Here is an 18181-nt window from a genome sequence, read left to right on the forward strand (position 1 = left end):
ACATTCCGAAGGATGTTGGATCATCGTGACCCTGGAAGGAACAGTCTCGCAAGGAAGGTGCCAGTGCCGCCGCAGACGACCCAAATCAACGCTCCGCGATCCCAAAAAATTGTGGTCTGTTTTCTTTGGCTTGCACGAATCGGAGGCGCCGAGGGATCGGCTGGACTGATGAAAAGCGCGACAATGCCCCAGAGGCGCCTGTCGCAGATTGCGCCAGGACGCTCTGGGAAATGAGGAGGCCGGTCGAGCTGCCGGGTCTTAACCCGGCTTCCGATCCGGATCGAGAGGCAGAAGGATGGAAACGGTCGTGCCCTCGCCGACACGGCTGTCCACGGAGATCGTCCCGCCATGTTCTTCGACGATCCCCTTGACGACGGTCAACCCGAGACCTGTGCCCTTCCCGAATTCCTTGGTCGTAAAGAACGGATCGAACGCCTTGGCCAGCACGTCGGGGGGCATGCCCTGCCCCGTGTCGGCAATCTCCAGGAGCACCCGGTCACCCGTCCGGGCCGCGACGAGCCGCAGCGTGCCTCCCTGATCCATCGCGTGCAGGCTGTTGACGATCAAGTTGATCATCACCTGCATCAACTGGTCGCGATCGGCGACGATGGTCGGCAGAGCCTCCTCCACCGCCCGCTCGACCGCGATGTGGTGGCGGCTCAAGCGCTCGTGAAACATCTCCAGCCCGTCCTCGATCAGCACCTTCAGATCGACCGGACAGTGCTCCCGCGGTTTGCGGCGGGCAAACGCGAGCAACTGGTTCATCACCCTCGTGATCCGTTCGACCTGCGTGATGATCGTGCTCAACCCCTTCTTCATGGATTCGTCCGAGGTTTTCTGCAGCAGATACTCGGCCCGGCCGAGTATCACGTTCATGGGGGTGCCGATTTCATGGGCCATCCCGGAAGCCAGCGTGCCCAGTTCCGCGACCCGTTCCGTTCTTCGCAATTGCGCCTCCAGCCGCTTCTCCTCGGTCACGTTCACGGACACGCCGGCCAGAAACCTGGTCCCCTGCGGGTCCACCAGCGGGAATTTGAAGGAGAGCCAATGTTGCGTGGCCCCTCGGGAATCGGTCGTCTGCTCCATCCTCGTCATGGGCTTGTTCGCCGACAGCACCTCCCAATCGTTCGCCCGGAACTGCCGCGCGGTCTCTGCCGGCCAGAAGGCCTCGTCGGTCTTTCCTTCCCAGTCCACGGACTCCCGGCCGGTCTGGTTGCATAGCAACCGTTCAAGCGGCTCGTTCATGTAGACATAGCGGCCCTGCTCATCCTTCATATAGGCCATGGCGGGGCTATGGTCCATGAAGGCCTTGAACCGCTCTTCGCTCGCGCGCAGCGCCTCCTCGGCGCGCTTGCGGTCCGTGATGTCGCGCAGCACCACCTGGATCGCCATGCCCTCGTGGTCCACGAATCGCGCCGCGGTCACCTCGACATCCGCGATCGAGCCGTCCAGCCGGATGATCCGTTCCTCGACCAACGGGATCGTCCGCAGCCCCTCGACCAACCGGTGGATCCGTTCTCGAATCGAGGCATGGTCGTCCGGATGGAACAGATCGAGCGGCGATTTCCCGATGATCTGATCGGGCCGGTGGGCGCCGAACAGTTTCACCCCCTGATCGTTGATGAACACGACCCGATCGCCTCGGTTGATCAGGATCGCCACCGGCGACACCTCGACCAGACGCCGGTATTGCTCCTCCCGCTGACGGAGCAAGAGTTCGGCCTGCTTGCGCTCCGTGATATCCACCACGAAGGCCAGCACCCGCAGGCCTTCGGACATTTGGATGGGATTCAATCCGATTTCAACCGGGAACACCGACCCGTCCTTTCGGCGGCCATGCAGGTCCCGTCCCTCCCCCATCCGGCGGGCGCTGGGGTCCCGCATGAACTGCTCGCGCTCGACCACATGCTCCGACCGAACCGGCTCGGGGACCAGCACCTCCACCGGTTGCCCGATCAGCTCGGCCCGCTCGTAGCCGAACAGCCGCTCGACCACCTGATTGACCAGGGTGATGCGCCCGCTCTGATCCACCAGCAACAGGCCGCTCGGCGCCGATTCCACCAACAAGCGAAACTGCTCGGCTGCCCGCTCCGTCTCGCGCTTGCGCCGTTCCGTTTCGGCCGTCGCCAACGCGACGGCGCGCCTCCGGCTCTGCATGACGATCGTCGCCCCCCATAAGACCGAGATCGCCATGATGCGGTTGAATTGCGCCGCCCGTGGATCAAGCGCCGGCGGAGACAGGACATAGCCGGCTGCCGAGAGCAGGGTCGTGAGGAGGCAGAGTTCGAACAGGAGGCGGGAACGGGGCAGGTCGTAGCTCAGAAACAGCGGCAGCAGGTAGAGGATGGGCACCGCCCAAGCCTGCGGCGTGATGAGGTCCAAGGCGAACACCGTCCCGGTCAGGACGATGACCGCGCCGGTTTGAAGCGCCAGTCTGGGCTTCATGTTCTAGGTCTTCCTATTTCGGAGACTGTCCGACATTGACCTTTCTACTGCGGCGAACGACGTACCGGCACCTGCTTTGTTCTCGGCCTCGAAAAATCCTCAACGTAATCCAGCGAATACGCCTCCGGTTTTTCGAGGCCTGCGGCCTTGCATCTGCCAGCACCTCCTTCGCCTCGTCACGAACGGCAATGTTGGACAGTCTCCTCGGACAGGCGGGGGCACAGAAGTGCAGGGACGGGCTATCGCTGCGACTTGCTCTCTTCGATTTCGCCGAGCTTGCGGTAGAGCGTCTTGCGGTCGATCCCGAGAATGTTGGCGGCTTGATACTTGTTGCCGCCGGTCTTTTCCAGAATGCGCAGAATATATTCCTTCTCGACCTCATGGAGCGGCAGCGTGCGTTCCGCCGCTTCGTCGATCACCCGGCGATCGCCGCGCGCCCCCTGGACCATCGGCGGGAGATCCTCCGCGCCGATCTTGTCCGCCCGGGAGAGCGTCACCGCCCGCTCGATCACGTTTTCGAGCTCGCGGACGTTGCCGGGCCAGGCGTAATCGATGAGGAGCGCCAGCGCGGATTCCGTGACGCCCCGCACGGGCCGATGAGAGGACTGCGCGCATTTCTGCAGAAACGCCTCCACCAGCAGCGGGATATCCTCCCGGCGCTCGCGCAGCGGCGGCAGGCGGATCTCGATCACGTTCAACCGGTAAAAGAGATCTTCCCGGAATCGCTTCGCCTTGACCTCCTCGGCCAGGGTGACGTTGGTCGCCGCAATAATGCGGACATCCACCGACAGCGAGCGGGCGGAGCCTACGCGGCGCACTTCCTTTTCTTGGATGGCCCGCAGCAGCTTGGCCTGCAACAGCGTCGGGATCTCGCTGATCTCATCCAGGAACAGCGTGCCCTGGTTGGCCTCTTCGAACAGCCCGCGCTTGTCGGTTTTGGCGTCCGTGAAGGCGCCGCGGACGTGCCCGAACAGCTCGCTTTCGAGCAGCGTTTCCGGGATCGCCGCGCAATTGACCGGAATGAACGGCGCGTGCTTCCGGTTGCTGTTGAAGTGAATGGCCTTGGCGACCAGTTCCTTGCCGGTCCCGCTCTCGCCCGAGATCAGAATGTTGGTCGGGCTGTCCGAGACCCGTTGGATGAGGTCGAAGAGCTCGCGCATTGCCTTGCTCTTCCCCAGGATCTGGTGGAAGCTGTATTCCTTGCCGACCGCGCGGCGGAGATGCGCCACCTCGCGGCGAAGGTGCGCTTCCCGTATCGCCCGTTCCAATGTCGGCACCAATTCGTTGGATTTCACCGGTTTGGTCAGGTAGTCGTAGGCCCCGTGCTTCATCGCGTCCACGGCGGTCTCGACCGAGCCGAAGGCGGTCATCAAAATCACGTTGGTATGGGGATAGGACCGCTTCACTTCCGAGAGGAGTTCCAACCCCTGCATCCCCTTCATCCGAAGATCGGTCAGCACGACCTCGTAGTCGGCCTGTCCCAGGTGCTTGAGCGCATCCTGTCCGTTGGTCACCACCGTGACGGCATGACCCCGCTCCGACATGATGTCCTCCACCAGCGACCCCATGTCCGGGTCGTCATCGACGACAAGGACCGATCCTTTCGTATCCGCGGTCACCATATTCGTCCCGTTTAAATCGACTACCGTCCCAGAACCGCGCCCAGCCTAGTCCTTTGCTTCGTTGCGGGTCAAGTCGGAGGACCGCAGCCGGTTCCGTCCCTCCGCCGACCTGCATTTTAATGACGGGGGCCAGCCCCCTCAATCTCATAGACGATCGTACGAGAGGGCCCATGCTCATAGATCACCCGGTAGGCCTGCGGCAACCGATCCGGCTCGCTCAAGACGCGCATCCCCGGCCAGTAGTCCTCTTCATGCTTGCTGTAGACGAGGAACCGGATGCCCTCGACCGCTACGGTTGCGAGATATTGGTCCAGCGAATCAGCGACCGCTCCGGACGTCACGTTCAATCCGGTCAAATGCGCCAGGTGCGGTTCGACGGCCATGATCCGATCGCCGGCCGCCGCACGGGATTTGATCGCCGCCGCCGCGTCCAGCAGATGCGTCGGCTCCGCCTCCAAGAACCATCTCGCGCTGACGTAGGAACTATAGGCGACGGCCAGCGCCACGAGACTGAACACCCACCACCCTATGGCCCATTCCCTCCGAACAACCTGTCCCGGGATCGGCATCCGCTCGAAATGAAACAGCGGCAGCACGACCAGCACGAACAGCAGGGGGAAGAGAAAGAAATAGAACCGGACAGCGAATCCGGCCAACCCGTGCAGCAGGTATCCGGCCGCGCACAGGATCAGAAAGGCGGCCCGCTTGGCGGTCATCTGTTGCAGATACAACAACAGCCCGGCTCCGGCGAAGAGCGCGGCGGGGAACCCAAGGACGTACCACGACAGGCGATAGGCCTTCCCATAGAGCACGTCCTTCAGAAAGGTCTTCGCGATCTGCCACGGGTCGTGGAGCAGGACCTCCCAGGGAGAGGCGAACCGCTGGCCCATGTCGGCAACCGCCCAGACGAATGCGTCGCCTTGCGGATGATAAAAGTGCGCCGCGACCTGCTGATGGAGATCACTCGCGAACGGGCTTCCGTTCCGATGCCAATTCACCAACAGCCACGGCGCCATAACGAGCAGGGCCGCTCCCAAGAACACCGCCATCTTGACCAGTCTCGTTCTCCAGGAGTCGCCAGCCTCGCCGAGGAACAGCAGCGCCACGGGGATCCCCGCGAGCACGAAGAGCGCATTGTACCGAAGAAGGTAGGCGGCCCCCGCTGCGACACCGGCCTGCGCGCAGACCGCCACCGTGGCTTCGCGGCGCAACAGCAGCCACATCGGGACCACCAGAGCCAGGTTGGCGACCATGTCGGCGGACGCGACGAAGGCATGGGGCAACAGGGCCAGCAGCGTCAGGATTGTGGCGGCCAGCGCCTGGCGCCTGCCCCACAACACCGACAGCAGTCGATAGCTCACGAATCCGATCAATCCGGCCGACAGGCCGGAGAGGATCTTCCCTGCGGCAAACATGTCGGATGTGAAGCGGGACAGCAACGCGAGCAGATACGCATAGCCCGGCGGATAATGTTGGTTGGTATAGGGCTCTCCGGCAAGGACCAGGCCGGCCTGCACGACATCCCGTCCGAAAAAATCGGTCTCCACCCCCCAATTTCCAACCTCCCGAGAGGCGCCCAGCCCGAGCGCTAAGGTTCCGATACAGAGACAAGCCGCCAAGGCGAGCAGATCGTACCGGCGGTCCTCCCCCGATCGTGAGGCGGCCTGTTCCATCGAAGTCTGACGCTCCCGGCTCCCTTCGGTCGATTCGACGCTCATGGGAAGACCGTCTCCCCCCGCGCGGTTCTCCCCGATCCCACGGGCTCCTCCACGATCGGGGCCGTCCCAGAGGTTCCCCCCGCGTCGTTGACCGAGGGCACCGCGTGCCCTCTGCCCATGAGCAGCGAGCGGACGAGAGTTATTTCGTCCTGCGTGAATTCCCGGAGCGCCCAATAGCAGGCGACGATCAAGCCGGTCAGGACGAACAGCTTGACGAAGACCAACGGCCCGGGAGTCGGCCACATCGCCGCTGCGGCGAAGGCGAACAGACTCACGATGAGGGTGCGGACGACCAGGCCAAGCGGCGGCACGACCCCCCACAGGCGGCCGAGGGTGACCAATCCCATGAGCATCCCCATGAACCCCGCCAAGGCGGTGACCGCCGAGGCGCCGAGCGGACCATATCGTGGAATGATCAGCATGTGTCCCAGCAGCGCGAGCGGAACGAGGGGCCCCGTCAGCGCGACCGTCATGCGCGGCTTTCCGTCGGCGATCACGACGGTAAGCGCCACCGTCAGCGGCAAGGTCGCGGCGGCCCCGAAAATGAGCGCCGGGAGAAACCGCCCGGTCTCCTGGAATGAGGCCCCGAACAGGCAGGCGGAAATCTCGCCGGCCGACCCCGCGATCACCGCCGCGAAGGGAAACATCGTCAAGGCTCCTCGCAAGGCCTGCTCCGTCATCATCCGCGCGAGACCCGCGTCGCCGCGAGCCAGCGCCCGGCTCACGCTCGACAGCAGCAGCGGCGCCGCCGACATCCCTAACAACGTCGGAAGCAGCGCCAGATTTTGCGCCGCGCCATAGAGACCCGCCTCTTCGACCGTGGCGCCCAGGACCTTGAGGGCGAACAGATCCATCCGTCCGAGCGCCGCCAGGCCGACGGCGGAGAGAAACAGGGGCCAGGAGTAATGCCACAGCGCCCAGGACTTCGAACCGGTCTTCGAGAACAGCGCCGGACGCAGGGTCCGTCGATACAGGCGCAATTCGAGCAGCGTGGAGCCGATGATGGCCAGGATGACGCCGAACACGGACAGGCCGCCGGAAACCAGGATGATCACGAACAGCAGCCGCGCGAGCCAGCGCCCGGCGCTTGCCGAGGCGCAGGCCTGATAGGCGCCCGTCCCTGCGAGAATGTGGCGATGGGCCTGCGCAAGCGCGAACAACGGAATATCCACCGCCATGAGCGCGAGGCAGGCCGCCAACGTGGGCTCATTGAGCAGCCGAGCGAAGGGCAGCGCCAGCATCCACATCGCCACCATGACCCAGATTCCCATGCGGAACTGAAGCTGGACGGCGACCGTGCCCAGCGGCCGCCAATCCGGGCTTTCTCCGACGTGCTTGATCGTCGCCCTGGAAAACAACGAATTGATGCTCCACTCCGCCAACCCAACCAGCGTGACTGCGAGCGTCAGCAACCCATATCCGTCCGCCCCGAGGTTCCGGGTAAGAAAGGCGGCGGTCACCAGCCCGGTCACGGGGAAGAGGGCCTCCGCCAGGAGGACCCGGAGGGTGCCGTCAAGCAAATGGCGCCCCGGGTGAGCAAGGAACCGAGCGGTCGTCATCGCGGCGGCATCGCCTTCACCTTGGCCGTCTCACGCCGGCAGCCTTGCCAGAGAAACCCGGCGGCATTCGCCACCTGCCAGAGCAGGAACAACGCGGTAAGGGAGACCGTCCGCCTGTCGCGGGCGCGCACGAAGAGGTGCCCGAACACGTTGCGATAGAAAGAGAACTCGGGACGAAAGGGGCCGGCCCCGCGGCGGGCGCGCGCCCGATGAAAGCGACACGCGCCTCGCCCGTAGCCGAAATGCTGACGCCAGAATCCGGCCAAGGTCAGCTCGTGACGGTGATGGATCACCGCATCAGGAGCATAGACCAGCCGGCGCCCTTCGCGCACCCACCGATCGCAGAGATCCCGATCTTCCGACGTTCGAAAGGACGGATCGAACCCTCCGATAGTCCGGAACAGATCGGCGGGCAGAGCCAGGTTGTTGGACGCGAAGAACTGGAACTCGCTGTGCATCGCGAGAAAATAGGCCCTCGCCGCTTCCACAATCACTTGGCTCGCGGTCGCATAGATATTGTCGGGCAGCGCGTTGGCGGTGCAGCCCCCCACCAGCGCCCGCGGCGCGCGCTCGAACGCACGGGCGAATCCCTGGAGCCAGCCCGGATCCGGGGTGCAGTCGTCGTCGGTGAAGGCCAGGTATTCGCCTTGGGCCTTGGCGGCTCCCGCGTTCCGGGCGGCCGCCGGCCCCGCATTGGGTTGGCGCAGCCACGTCACGCGACCATCGAGCCGATCGAAATCCGCCGCGTCAAGCGGCGGTTCGCTTCCGTCGTCGACCATGATCACCTCGAAGCGCGCCGCAGGGTACTCCAGCCCGGCCAACGCTTCGAGACAGGCTCGAAGCTGTCGCGGCCGATTCCACGTGGGAACGATGATCGAAAAGGACGGCGCGGGCGGGGTTGCGCGCGGAGCCCTCGAAGACGGGACAGGATCGTCGTTCACGCGCCCCTCATGCCCGATCGACCGTCACGCTTCTGCCCGTCGAGGCCGACTCCATGGCCGCCAGCGCCACCGCCAATGCGCGCCGGCCATCCTCCAGGGTACAGCCGGGCGGGCGGCCGTTTTGGAGACAGGCCAGGAAATGCCGCCACTCCTCCCGATAGGACAGGGCCCATTCTCCCCCATGGCGTAGGCCCGAGATCGCCTGCGGCAGTTCCCGGACGAGACGTGTCGTCGCGTCCACCCGGCTCCGGACATCCCCGGGGATACTCGTCGTAGAGGCGTATTCCAGGCCGTCAAATCGGTAGAACGACAGCGCCAGGGAACCCGCTCGCCCGAAGATCTCCAGACCGTTGTTCTGGCTCGTGCGCTCGGCGCAGGCGGCGGTCGCCAGCACGCCGTTGCTCATCCGGGCGATCACCGTGGCCGATTCATCCTCCCACTGCCCTGACCGTACATAGGCGCTGACTTCCTCCACTTCCGCCTGTGCCAGATAGCGCCAGAGGTCGAAGTGATGGACGGCCATCTCCAGCAGCGCCCCTCCGCCCGTCGCGCGGGCCCTTCGCCATGCCGGGACGCGGTCATGGAAACTCGTCAGGACGCTGCGGATCAGATCCAGCGGTCCCAATCGGCCCCGTTGGATCACCGCTCGCGCCTGACCGGTCAACCGATGCCAGCGTGCATTGAATCCCATCATCACAGTGCGGGTCGTGCCGGACGCCCGCGCGATCAGTCGATCGCAATCCTCCAGCGTGAGCGCGAGGGGCTTTTCGATGAAGAGATGCTTCCCCGCCTCCAATGCAGCCAGCGCGATCTCCACATGCCGCTGGGCCGGCATGCAGACGGCGACGGCATCGACAGAATCGAGCTTGAGCAGGTCCTGATAGTCGGCGACCAGATGCTCGGCTCGGACGTGCCGCGACGCCCGGCGCAGCGCGTCGGGGTCCGGATCGGCCAGTCCCACGACCTCCAGCCCCTGGAGCGACTTCAGGGCCGGCAGGTGCAGTTGGTCCGTAGCGCGCCCGCACCCGATGAATCCGATTCGAACCGCCCGCTGCAAGCCGGCTTCCATGACACCCTGTCTGTGGTTCACGCCAGGGACAGATCCCGACGGTCTTCGTCCCGGATATGCCGGAACCGATGAAATTCGAACCGGGCCACCTGATCGACGGCCCGACCGATTCCCGCGGCATAGCCGACCAATTGTCCGGCTCCGTCCAGAATCAGCCCGATCGCCAGCGCGTGGACGCATGAACGGAACCGGCGCCGCTGCTCGCCGGGCTCAAGCCCCCTCCAGATCCGCCAGAGCCGCAACGCTGGAATCACCGGGGAGCCGGCCACGAACAGCGCGCGCCGCCAGAGCGCCGTCTCCCGCACCCGTGCACCGGCGAAGAGACGACCATTGTAGAATTGCACGGGCAGCCACGACCGCCACAGCGAAAAATTCGTATGCGCGACCTGCGCGGACGGATCGAGATAGAGGCGGTGCCCCTTCTGGCGCAGATCCCAATGCAGCAGCGTCTCCGCCTCCATCATCGGCTCCAACTGCGGCCCGTACCCCAGCAACAGATCCCGTTTGTAGCTGGTGTTGTGACCGGGGAGAAAATCCGCCTCCCGCGCAGTCGTCGGCCAGAGCCAGGGGCCGTAGCCGATAAAAAGATCCGCCCAACTCACGGCGCTGTTGGGATTCGCGTTGCGGACCGCCGGGCCGACCGCCGCCCAAGGGCCGCGATGCGCCCTGATCAGGCTCTCCGCCCATTGCGGGTCGGGGAAGCAATGGTCCTCCGCCAGCGCGACCAGCGGAGCCATGGCGCGGCGAATGCCCGCGGCGTTGGCTCGGCCGATGGAGCGGATCGCCCCCACTTCCACGATCTGCACCTGTGCAAACTCTGCAAGGAGCGCGGACAGCCTGGTCTGGTCCAGATTCAGTTGGGCGCGGGACGGAGCCACGATCACCATTTCGAGCGAAGCCCGGACCGTCTGGCGGAGAAGGTACGAGATCGTGTGACGAATGACGTCGAAATCGTCCGGCGTCGCGATCACGATCGACATCAACGGGCTGTTCGGCTCGCTCACCTGTCGGAGACTCCTTTCAGTCCGGCACCTCGGGCGATACCGGTTTGGCTGCGACGATGCGTCGGGCGGGGATCTGCCACCGGATCATCCGGGCCGCCAGCGGCTCAGGCGCTGCTTTACCCCATAGAGGTCCAGGCCCGCGATCCCATACAACGTATCAGTCCGTGGCCGCACCCCGCCGCCGCCCCATAGACAGAGGCCGAACCGGCCGGCCCCGATCGCGTGGGTGAGCCCCGCACGGCGGCCCAGGACGTTCCAATCGTTCCACAGGTCCGTCGACCAGTGGATGTCGTCGAATATGATCACGGAGCCCGGATTCAACCGCGCGGAGAGACGATCAAAGAGCCGGAGGTTCTCCCCCTTCTTCTTGCTTCCGTCGATGAAGGCGAGGTCGATGCCGTCGCGAAGGCCCGGCAAGATCCGGTCCAGCGCCGCGTCGAAGGAGGCCGTGATCAATTCGAAGCAGCCGACGACCTGACGAAGGTGCGCCTGCGCCAGCCTCGCTCGTTCCGGACTGCCCTCCACGGTAATAAATCGTCGGCAGCTCGGCGCCGACGCCAAATAACAGCCCGAGATGCCGGCGGCGGTTCCCAATTCCAGGATCGTTTTCGATCCGGCCTCCTTGGCGCAGAGATACAAGAAGGTCTCCCAGAGAGGCGAGACGCTGGTCACATGCGCCACTTCGGTCAAGGATCGCCTGCCTTGAGCAGGGCCGGAGGACTGTCCCGCTGACCCAGCCCCAACCGAAGGCCCATCCCCGCCCTCCCGAAACACTCCCACCGAATCCCCACTCCGCTCGGCCATCTTGGCCCGGAGGGCTTCGATCCCGCTCGACGACTCCGGCATCTTCCTCGCTGATCGTCCTGTCCAACAGAAATTGAAGCGGCCGGCAAAGCGCCTCCGGGAGCCCGTTCCGTTTCATGTTCCGCAGCCGTCGCCGGCCGATTGTTGAGGTCAGCGGAAGCGTCCACCGTCCTTCCAGGACGAACCGCCCGGCCATCGACTGGCCACCCATCGACACCCCTTCGACCCTCAAAGACAGTCCTCACTTCGATCGCAGGTCGGCGACCCGGTTATAGATGGTCGCGATCGACCAGCCGATCAGCCCTCCCGTGACGGCGCCGTAGAGAAAACCGATGAGGCTGCCGGTCCAGGTGACCGAGTAGCCGACGAAGTAATTGGACAGCAACTGGAGATGGCTTCCGACATGCTCGCCGCCTCTGATCAGCAGCCAAACGGTCATGAGAAACAACCCGGCGCCACCCACTATCCCGAAACCGGCCGCGAGCAGCCAGGCCTGAATCCTGGCCACAGCCCGACTGAGTTCCCGCTCATCTTGATTCGGTCTGTCCATCTGTCACCTACCGGTCTCGAACCGTTACACCTTGTCCAGCAGATCGCGGCGCTCCTCCGCCTCTGCGCGGGAACGCGCCAGCGACGCGTACAGCATGACGCCGCGATTGCACAGCCAGGCCCCCGCGTATCCGGTCAGGAATCCCCACAGTCCCGCCTCGACCAGGCCGATCGTGGCGCCGGCCCATGTCACGCTGAAGCCGGGGAGAAACTCTCCGAGGAGAGACAGATTCGGCCCCACAACCCTGCCGCCCTTGACCAACAGGATCGCCGTGGCCAGGAAGAGTCCCAGTCCGCCGACCGCTCCCGTCGCCACCCCCATCGCGACAGGATCCAGCCGCGCAAAGGCCCGGTCGAGCACAAGATCCAGCGCGGCCGGCACCTCGGACACCTCGTTGACCGGAACGGCCACCCGCCTGGGCACCATCCGGTCTCCGCCCCTCAACTCGGCCACGCGGCCCTCCTCGTGATATTCCATCTCGGTGTTCACGGCCCAGACGTCCCAACGCTCCCCCGTGATGTTGCGAGCCGCGTAGATCCCAGTCAGCATCGAATGGTCCTGGTTGTTGTAGCGGTGAAGCCCGTTCCGCCCGATGGTCTGCAAATTGGCAAAGGTCGCCAGATAGTCGCGGATGACCGTCACATTGGCTTGGTAGGTTTGGTCGTACACGGGATAGGCCTTTTCCATTCGGACGACCGTGCCGTCGACCACGTCCTTCGGATCGACCAAGCCCAATTGACAACACTCTCGGATGCCCAATTGGATGAGCTGCTCATCCGGCCAGGACCATTCCTCATCTTTGTCCCACAGGAAATATTCCAACCCCAACGACGTGGTGGCCGGATCCGGGACCATGTAGGGACTCCAGTTCTTGTAGTTCTGGATCCTCCCGACCTTGACGTCCGGAGAATGGATATAGATCCAGTTGTCTGGGAAGACCTCTTCGCGGTTGACGACTAGGACCACGGTCAAATAATCCCGGTAACGGAGACGCGCCGCGGCATCCAGCACCTTGGCGGGCGGCGCAGGGCTCAGCGCGAACATGAGTTCCCGGAGCGGCATGGTCGAGACAAAGTCGGATCCGTCGAATTCCGCCCGCTCCCCGGTCAACATCGTCCCGGAGACGGACTCGACCCGTCCCCCTCGATGACGGACCCTCTGGACGTGGGTGCCGCGGACCGTCCGGACGCCCCGTTCGCCGATCACCGACTCACAGCGTTCCCACATCATGCCGGGCCCGAATCTCGGGTAGTGGAACCGCTCGATCAAGGAGGTGATCGTCTGGCCGTCCATGCCGCGAGACGCGCGCAGCAGCGCGTTGCGGAGGGCCTGCTTGAGGGAAAGGTTCTTGATCCGCTGCGCCGCCCAATCCGCCGAGATTTCCGTGCAGGGAATCCCCCACACCTTCTCCGTATAGGTCTTGAAGAAGATGTGGTACAGCCGGGACCCGAATCGATTCGACACCCAGTCTTCGAAGGTTTTTTCGTCATGGATATGCGCGAACCTCGCCTTGAGATAGCTGAGCGCCACCAGAAGTGACTCGACCGGCCCCAGGCCGATCAAGGCGTTGACCGGCTTCAAGGGATAGTCGAAGAAATGCTGCTTGTAATAGATCCGGGACTTGCGGGCACGCAGCAGGAACTCCTCTCCCAGGATCTCCTGCCACAACTCATTGATCAACGGCACCTTCGAGAAAAACCGATGCCCGCCGATATCGAACCGATAGCCGCCGTAATTCACGGTTTTGGAAATCCCGCCGACCTGGGTGCCGCTTTCCAGCACGGTCGAAAGCACTCCGCGCTTGGAGAGTTCATAGGCGGACGTCAATCCGGCGGGACCGGCCCCGATGATCACGACGGGACGCCGGGTCACTTGGCCTTCTCCGACGGCACGGACTTCACGGAAAGCCTGCCCTTCAGATCCGAATCCCGGAACGCCGGCCTGGTCCAGGACTTCGTCAGGAATCGAAGCAGGCCGATCCCAAAGGCCAAGCCGCTGTAGAGAAAGTAGGCCCAGTGCAACGGGATGGCCCGGAAGGCGAAGAGCCATCCGCGCTTCCTGACGAACAACCGATAGAGTCGCTGATTCAGCGCAAGCAGCCCCGCCGTGGCCAGGCCCACCACAACGATCGCCCAACGCCACCACCAGGCGACGGCCAACCCCGCGACCAGGGTCCCGGCCAACAGCGTGCTGATGCGTCCGGCCATCTGCAAGTTCAAGTCATTCAGGACCGCCCGACGCGAGAGGATCAGGTGCGTCCAGGGCAGCGCCCGGCGGAACACATCGGTCAGCACGATCGAAGAAACAGTCCAGCGCTTCCAATGGGTGACCTGCAAGCTCTTCACCAGCCTGATCCGATGGCCCGCGTCTTTAAGGCGATACCCGATTTCAATATCTTCGATGGAAGGCGTCCGATAGGTTTCATCGAACCCGCCGACGGCCTCGAACACGGTCCGCCGGATGGCTCCGCAGGCGCCCCAGAAGGTCGAGGCCTCCTCGCAGCCCTCCTGATGAACCCAATGGTGCAGGAGATTTCTGTATTGCGAGAGAAAGCCGGGATCGCCCGGCTCATCATCATAGGACCCCATCACTGCCGCGACATCCGGTTCTTGCCGAAATAATTCGGCGATTCGGCCGATCGTCTCGACCCTGACCGTGACATCGGCATCGACGAAGAACAGAATCTCCCCCTGGGCCTTGGCAGCCCCCAGATTCCGCGCCCTCGCTGGTCCTCCGGCAGTCGGAATCCGCAGGACCCGTAGCCCGAGTCGCTCGGCATAGTCCCCCGACCCGTCCGTGTCCCCATCCGCCACCACGATGATCTCAAGAGGAGGCGGCGACGAGGCCTGCAAGCTCTCCAGGCACCGGCGAAAGTGCGGCCCCCCGTTATGGACCGGGACCACGACCGAAACGGTGACGGCTTGAGCGGATTCAAACCGGTCCATCATCGGCTGGTTGGATGGCGGCAATGTGCCATAGCCTTCTACTTTACTTATGAGGCGCGTCCTCGGATCCCCCGCCTTGGGCAGACAAGGTCTAAGAGTATAGGGAGGCGGCCTCAGGCTCAAGCTCCCGAACATCTCTTGCCTTGCGAGCGAGCCCCCGGGAGCGACCGCCGATCGTCTGACTCACGGCAACGAGCGCGGGAACCATCTGGGCACGACTGACGAGCGCGGCCGCCTCGTGCAGGAACATTCGGGCCGTGGTTGAGCCCCTCAACATGGACGGGCAGGATCTTCCGCGCGCCATCCCCTCCGGTCATCCCCGGGCATGCCCTGTTCGGAGGGACGCAGCAGGGAGCGGAAGGGTCTGAATTTTCCGCTCGGGTCAACCGGGATCGTCTCCGCCAGTTCGATCTCGACCGCCACGCCCGACCCCACCTTGGCCGAGACCGATCGTTTCAGCGCCGCGATCTCCTGTGTCGGCGCGTCTGCCCCGGGCACAATGCGCAGGACGATCCGATCCAGCCGCTCTTGGGTCACCTGAAACGCCCGAATCCAGGAATAGTGGATCATACCGAGTTCATAGGGATGCATCGTACGGCCATCCGGAAGACGAAAGTAATCGACCGTTCGACCTTGGACGGATCGGATGGTCGAGAAGGGTTGTCCGCAGGAACACGAGAGGCTTCCCCTGATCACGACATCCCCCAGCCGATACCGAATCATGGGCATGGCGTAGGCATGCAGATCCGTTCCCACGACTTCACCCTCCTCCCCTTCCATGACGGCCCGAGCGCCGTCCAGAATCTCGATGACCACCCCGTCGTCGCAGGCGTGCAGATCTCCCGTCTGGCGGCATTGCCACGCAAGGATGTTGAACTCGATGCTGGCATAGGTATCATAGACCGGGGCGCCGAACCCCTGTTCAATCGATTCGCGCATCGGAGGCGTCAACACCTCTCCTCCCGTTCCGACGAAGCGCAGGCGGAGGGATTGCAGTTCGACCGGATCCACCTGTTGGGCCAGTCGGGCCAGCGCGCTGGCATAGCCCGAGAGCACATCGGGCCGAATGGTCTTCAGTTCCTTCGCAATGTCCTCGGACGATTGAAAGCAACTGACCATCACATATCGGCCAAGCCCGACCGCCTCGGCGGCGCGGTGAAGCAACCGGTTGTCTTCCGCGGACTGAGTCCGGGCCAGCATCACATAGGCATGCAGGTCGGTGGGGCGCAGCCCATACGACCGCAGGGCACGCCATCGATAAGCGTTATGCAGCCGCTCTTCGAGCCAACTGCGCCGCACGGTCAACGGGCGACCTGATGACCCGCTGGATCGGCTGGGAATCAGCGACGAGGGATCCACGCCCCTCGTCACGATATCCGCAATCGGGAGATCCTGAAGCTCCGCCCGCGAGGTAATGGGCACCAGCGCCAGATCTTCGATCGTCCGAATCCGGTCCGGCTTCACGCCATGCCGGTCGAAAAGCCGCCGATAGTAGGGCACCGATTCGTAGGCATGGTGGATCAGCCGGCGCAACCGTTGATTTTGGAACGACACGACCTGGTCCCGCGAGGCGCGAGGGTGACGGAGCAACGAGCCGAGCGCGGTCGCAGCCTGAACGGCGGAGAGCATGGATTCAATCCGCCTTCGCGCCGCGGAGAAACCACTCATCCCAGAGTTGGACTCCCAGCACTCCGATCAATTCCCGGCCATGATCTCCCGCACCGGCCTGTTGCCGGGCCAACAGCTCCCTCACCGCCCGCGGTTCAAAATGCCCGCGCGTCCGAAGCTCCCGCTCGGACAGCGCATCCTGCACGAACGACGGCATCGACCGGTCCCAGGGCCAATCGGGAGCGGCCAGCCCGCGTTTCTTTCGATACGCAATCTCCTTGGGCAACAGGCCGTTCAGGGCCCGGCGCAGGATGTATTTTTCCGTGAGCTGCCGCAATTTCAGATGCGGCGGGATCTGGCTGCACAACTCGACGAATTCGTGGTCCAGAAACGGCACGCGGACTTCCAGCCCGTGGGCCATGGAGGCGGCATCAAGGCTTCGCGTAATGTAGTCCGACAGGCGCAGATTGAGGTCAAAATACTGCAATCGAGAAAACCTCGCCCATCGCTCGAACTGAGAGGGCAGGTCAGGCGACCAGGACGACTCTCCCTCCTGATGCCATTGTGCTCTCAGCGCCTCCGAAAAGAGGCGCGGATCCACTGCATCGGTCGCATTGTCGATGACCTGCAGATAGCGCGAGCGGCTCATCGCCGCCGGGGCGCCCAAAGCTCGGCAGGATCGAGACCATAGCCTTCGAAGCGCGGGAATCCGGGAAACGAGCCGCCGCAGCCCGCTTGGCAGATGAAGAAACGGCTGCAGCAGCTTCTCCACGCGATACCAGGCATATCCCCCGAACACCTCGTCCGCCCCCTCGCCGGCCAGCACGACTTTGACCTCTTGGGAGGCCCGCTGCGCCAGGAGCAGATGCGGGATGATGCCGCCGGAGAGGCTGGGATCCTCGCGGTGCCAGATTGCCTTGGGCCAGAGATCAAAATCCTTGATCCCGCAGGCCGTGACGCTCTTGCGAAAGCGATCGGGGTGGAGATCAGACAGGATGCGGGTCGAGCCGATTTCATCGAAGCGCGGATCGTCGAACGAGACGGAAAACGTCTGGATCGGACGGCCGACCTGCCGGCTCATCACGGCCGCCACGCCGCTTGAGTCGAGCCCGCTGCTGAGGTAGGCCCCGACGGGCACGTCGCTGCGTAGATGAAATCGAACGGATTCGTCGAGTTTTGCCTGGACCGCTTCGGCCCATTCCTCTTCCCGGCGCTGGGGCACAGCCTGCCCTTGAGCCGGAAAATCGAGGTCCCAGTAGCGTTGCACCGTGAACGTCCCGGCCTGATAGAGGAGAAAGTGGGCCGGGGGGAGCCGCAGGACCCCGCGCAACAGTGTATGGGGCGCCGAGATGAACCCGACCGCGAACAGCTCCTGCATGGCATGGGCGTGGACCGTTCGCTCCATCGCTCCGCCCGCGAGGATGGATTTGATTTCCGATCCGAAGAACAGCGCGTCGCCGGTCACGGCATAGCTCAGCGGCTTGATGCCGAAACGGTCTCGCGCCAGCAAGAGCCGGCGATGCCGGCTGTCCCACAAGGCAAAGGCAAACATGCCTCTCAGGAACTCGACGCAACGATACCCATAGTCCTCGTACAGATGCACGATTGCCTCGGCGTCCGAATCCGTGCGGAACCGATGGCCGGCGGCAAGCAGGCGTTCCCTCAATTCGAGATAATTGTAGATTTCCCCGTTGCACACCAGGGTCACGGTTTCATCCTCATTGGAGATCGGTTGGTCGCCTCGCTTGAGATCGATGATGCTCAGACGGCGAAAACCCAGGCCGACTCCCGGACTGAGATGAAAACCTTCGCCATCGGGCCCTCGGTGCCGAACCAGATCCGTCATGCGACGGAGCCGGTGCTCGTCAACCGGTTGACGAGAATCTCGGTAGGCGATGCCCGCGATTCCGCACATG

At 64.0% G+C, this 18181-nt stretch carries 13 protein-coding genes; all 13 read right to left on the reverse strand.

The features are described from left to right. Positions 1–258 precede the first annotated feature (258 nt). The 13 genes from QWI75_RS21395 to asnB all read right to left on the reverse strand — a co-directional run bounded on the left by QWI75_RS21395 (position 259) and on the right by asnB (position 18180). Positions 259–2445 carry a PAS domain S-box protein gene (locus QWI75_RS21395; RefSeq protein ID WP_289271403.1) on the reverse strand — a complete coding sequence of 729 codons (2187 nt, stop codon included), beginning with the start codon at positions 2443–2445 and terminating at the stop codon, positions 259–261. Positions 2446–2684: 239 nt separating this feature from the next. After that, a complete protein-coding gene (locus tag QWI75_RS21400) occupies positions 2685–4067 on the reverse strand; it encodes a sigma-54-dependent transcriptional regulator (RefSeq protein ID WP_289271404.1) in 1383 nt (460 codons plus the stop codon). Between the two features lie 116 nt (positions 4068–4183). After that, a complete protein-coding gene (locus tag QWI75_RS21405) occupies positions 4184–5785 on the reverse strand; it encodes a glycosyltransferase family protein (RefSeq protein WP_289271405.1) in 1602 nt (533 codons plus the stop codon). After that, the gene (locus tag QWI75_RS21410) at positions 5782–7344 is read right to left on the reverse strand and encodes a lipopolysaccharide biosynthesis protein (RefSeq protein WP_289271406.1); all 1563 of its coding nucleotides are present in this window, start codon (positions 7342–7344) and stop codon (positions 5782–5784) included. Before QWI75_RS21410 ends, QWI75_RS21405 begins: the two co-directional genes overlap by 4 nt. After that, positions 7341–8285 carry a glycosyltransferase gene (locus tag QWI75_RS21415; protein WP_289271407.1) on the reverse strand — a complete coding sequence of 315 codons (945 nt, stop codon included), beginning with the start codon at positions 8283–8285 and terminating at the stop codon, positions 7341–7343. The genes QWI75_RS21410 and QWI75_RS21415 overlap by 4 nt, the downstream gene beginning before the upstream one ends. A gap of 7 nt (positions 8286–8292) precedes the next feature. Next, positions 8293–9375: a Gfo/Idh/MocA family protein gene (locus QWI75_RS21420; RefSeq protein WP_289271408.1), complete on the reverse strand. Its 1083-nt coding sequence runs from the start codon at positions 9373–9375 to the stop codon at positions 8293–8295. Further along, complete coding sequence (locus QWI75_RS21425; RefSeq protein ID WP_289271409.1) at positions 9372–10358, reverse strand: glycosyltransferase family 2 protein; 987 nt, start codon at positions 10356–10358, stop codon at positions 9372–9374. Before QWI75_RS21425 ends, QWI75_RS21420 begins: the two co-directional genes overlap by 4 nt. 84 nt (positions 10359–10442) lie before the next feature. Further along, positions 10443–11204 carry an O-methyltransferase gene (locus tag QWI75_RS21430; protein WP_289271410.1) on the reverse strand — a complete coding sequence of 254 codons (762 nt, stop codon included), beginning with the start codon at positions 11202–11204 and terminating at the stop codon, positions 10443–10445. A gap of 199 nt (positions 11205–11403) precedes the next feature. After that, positions 11404–11712, reverse strand: coding sequence for a hypothetical protein (locus QWI75_RS21435; RefSeq protein WP_289271411.1), 309 nt, complete (start codon positions 11710–11712; stop codon positions 11404–11406). 24 nt (positions 11713–11736) lie between these two features. Continuing rightward, complete coding sequence (locus tag QWI75_RS21440; protein WP_289271412.1) at positions 11737–13584, reverse strand: NAD(P)/FAD-dependent oxidoreductase; 1848 nt, start codon at positions 13582–13584, stop codon at positions 11737–11739. After that, on the reverse strand, positions 13581–14660 hold the full coding sequence (locus QWI75_RS21445; protein WP_370693661.1) for a glycosyltransferase family 2 protein: 1080 nt from the start codon (positions 14658–14660) through the stop codon (positions 13581–13583). Before QWI75_RS21445 ends, QWI75_RS21440 begins: the two co-directional genes overlap by 4 nt. Before the next feature lie 267 nt (positions 14661–14927). After that, positions 14928–16286, reverse strand: a complete 1359-nt coding sequence (locus QWI75_RS21450) for a phenylacetate--CoA ligase family protein (RefSeq protein WP_289271414.1) — start codon at positions 16284–16286, stop codon at positions 14928–14930. A gap of 4 nt (positions 16287–16290) precedes the next feature. Then, complete coding sequence (gene asnB / locus QWI75_RS21455; RefSeq protein ID WP_289271415.1) at positions 16291–18180, reverse strand: asparagine synthase (glutamine-hydrolyzing); 1890 nt, start codon at positions 18178–18180, stop codon at positions 16291–16293. Position 18181 lies beyond the last annotated feature (1 nt).

The sequence above is a fragment of the Nitrospira tepida genome (assembly GCF_947241125.1).
Classification (GTDB): Bacteria; Nitrospirota; Nitrospiria; order Nitrospirales; family Nitrospiraceae; genus Nitrospira_G; species Nitrospira_G tepida.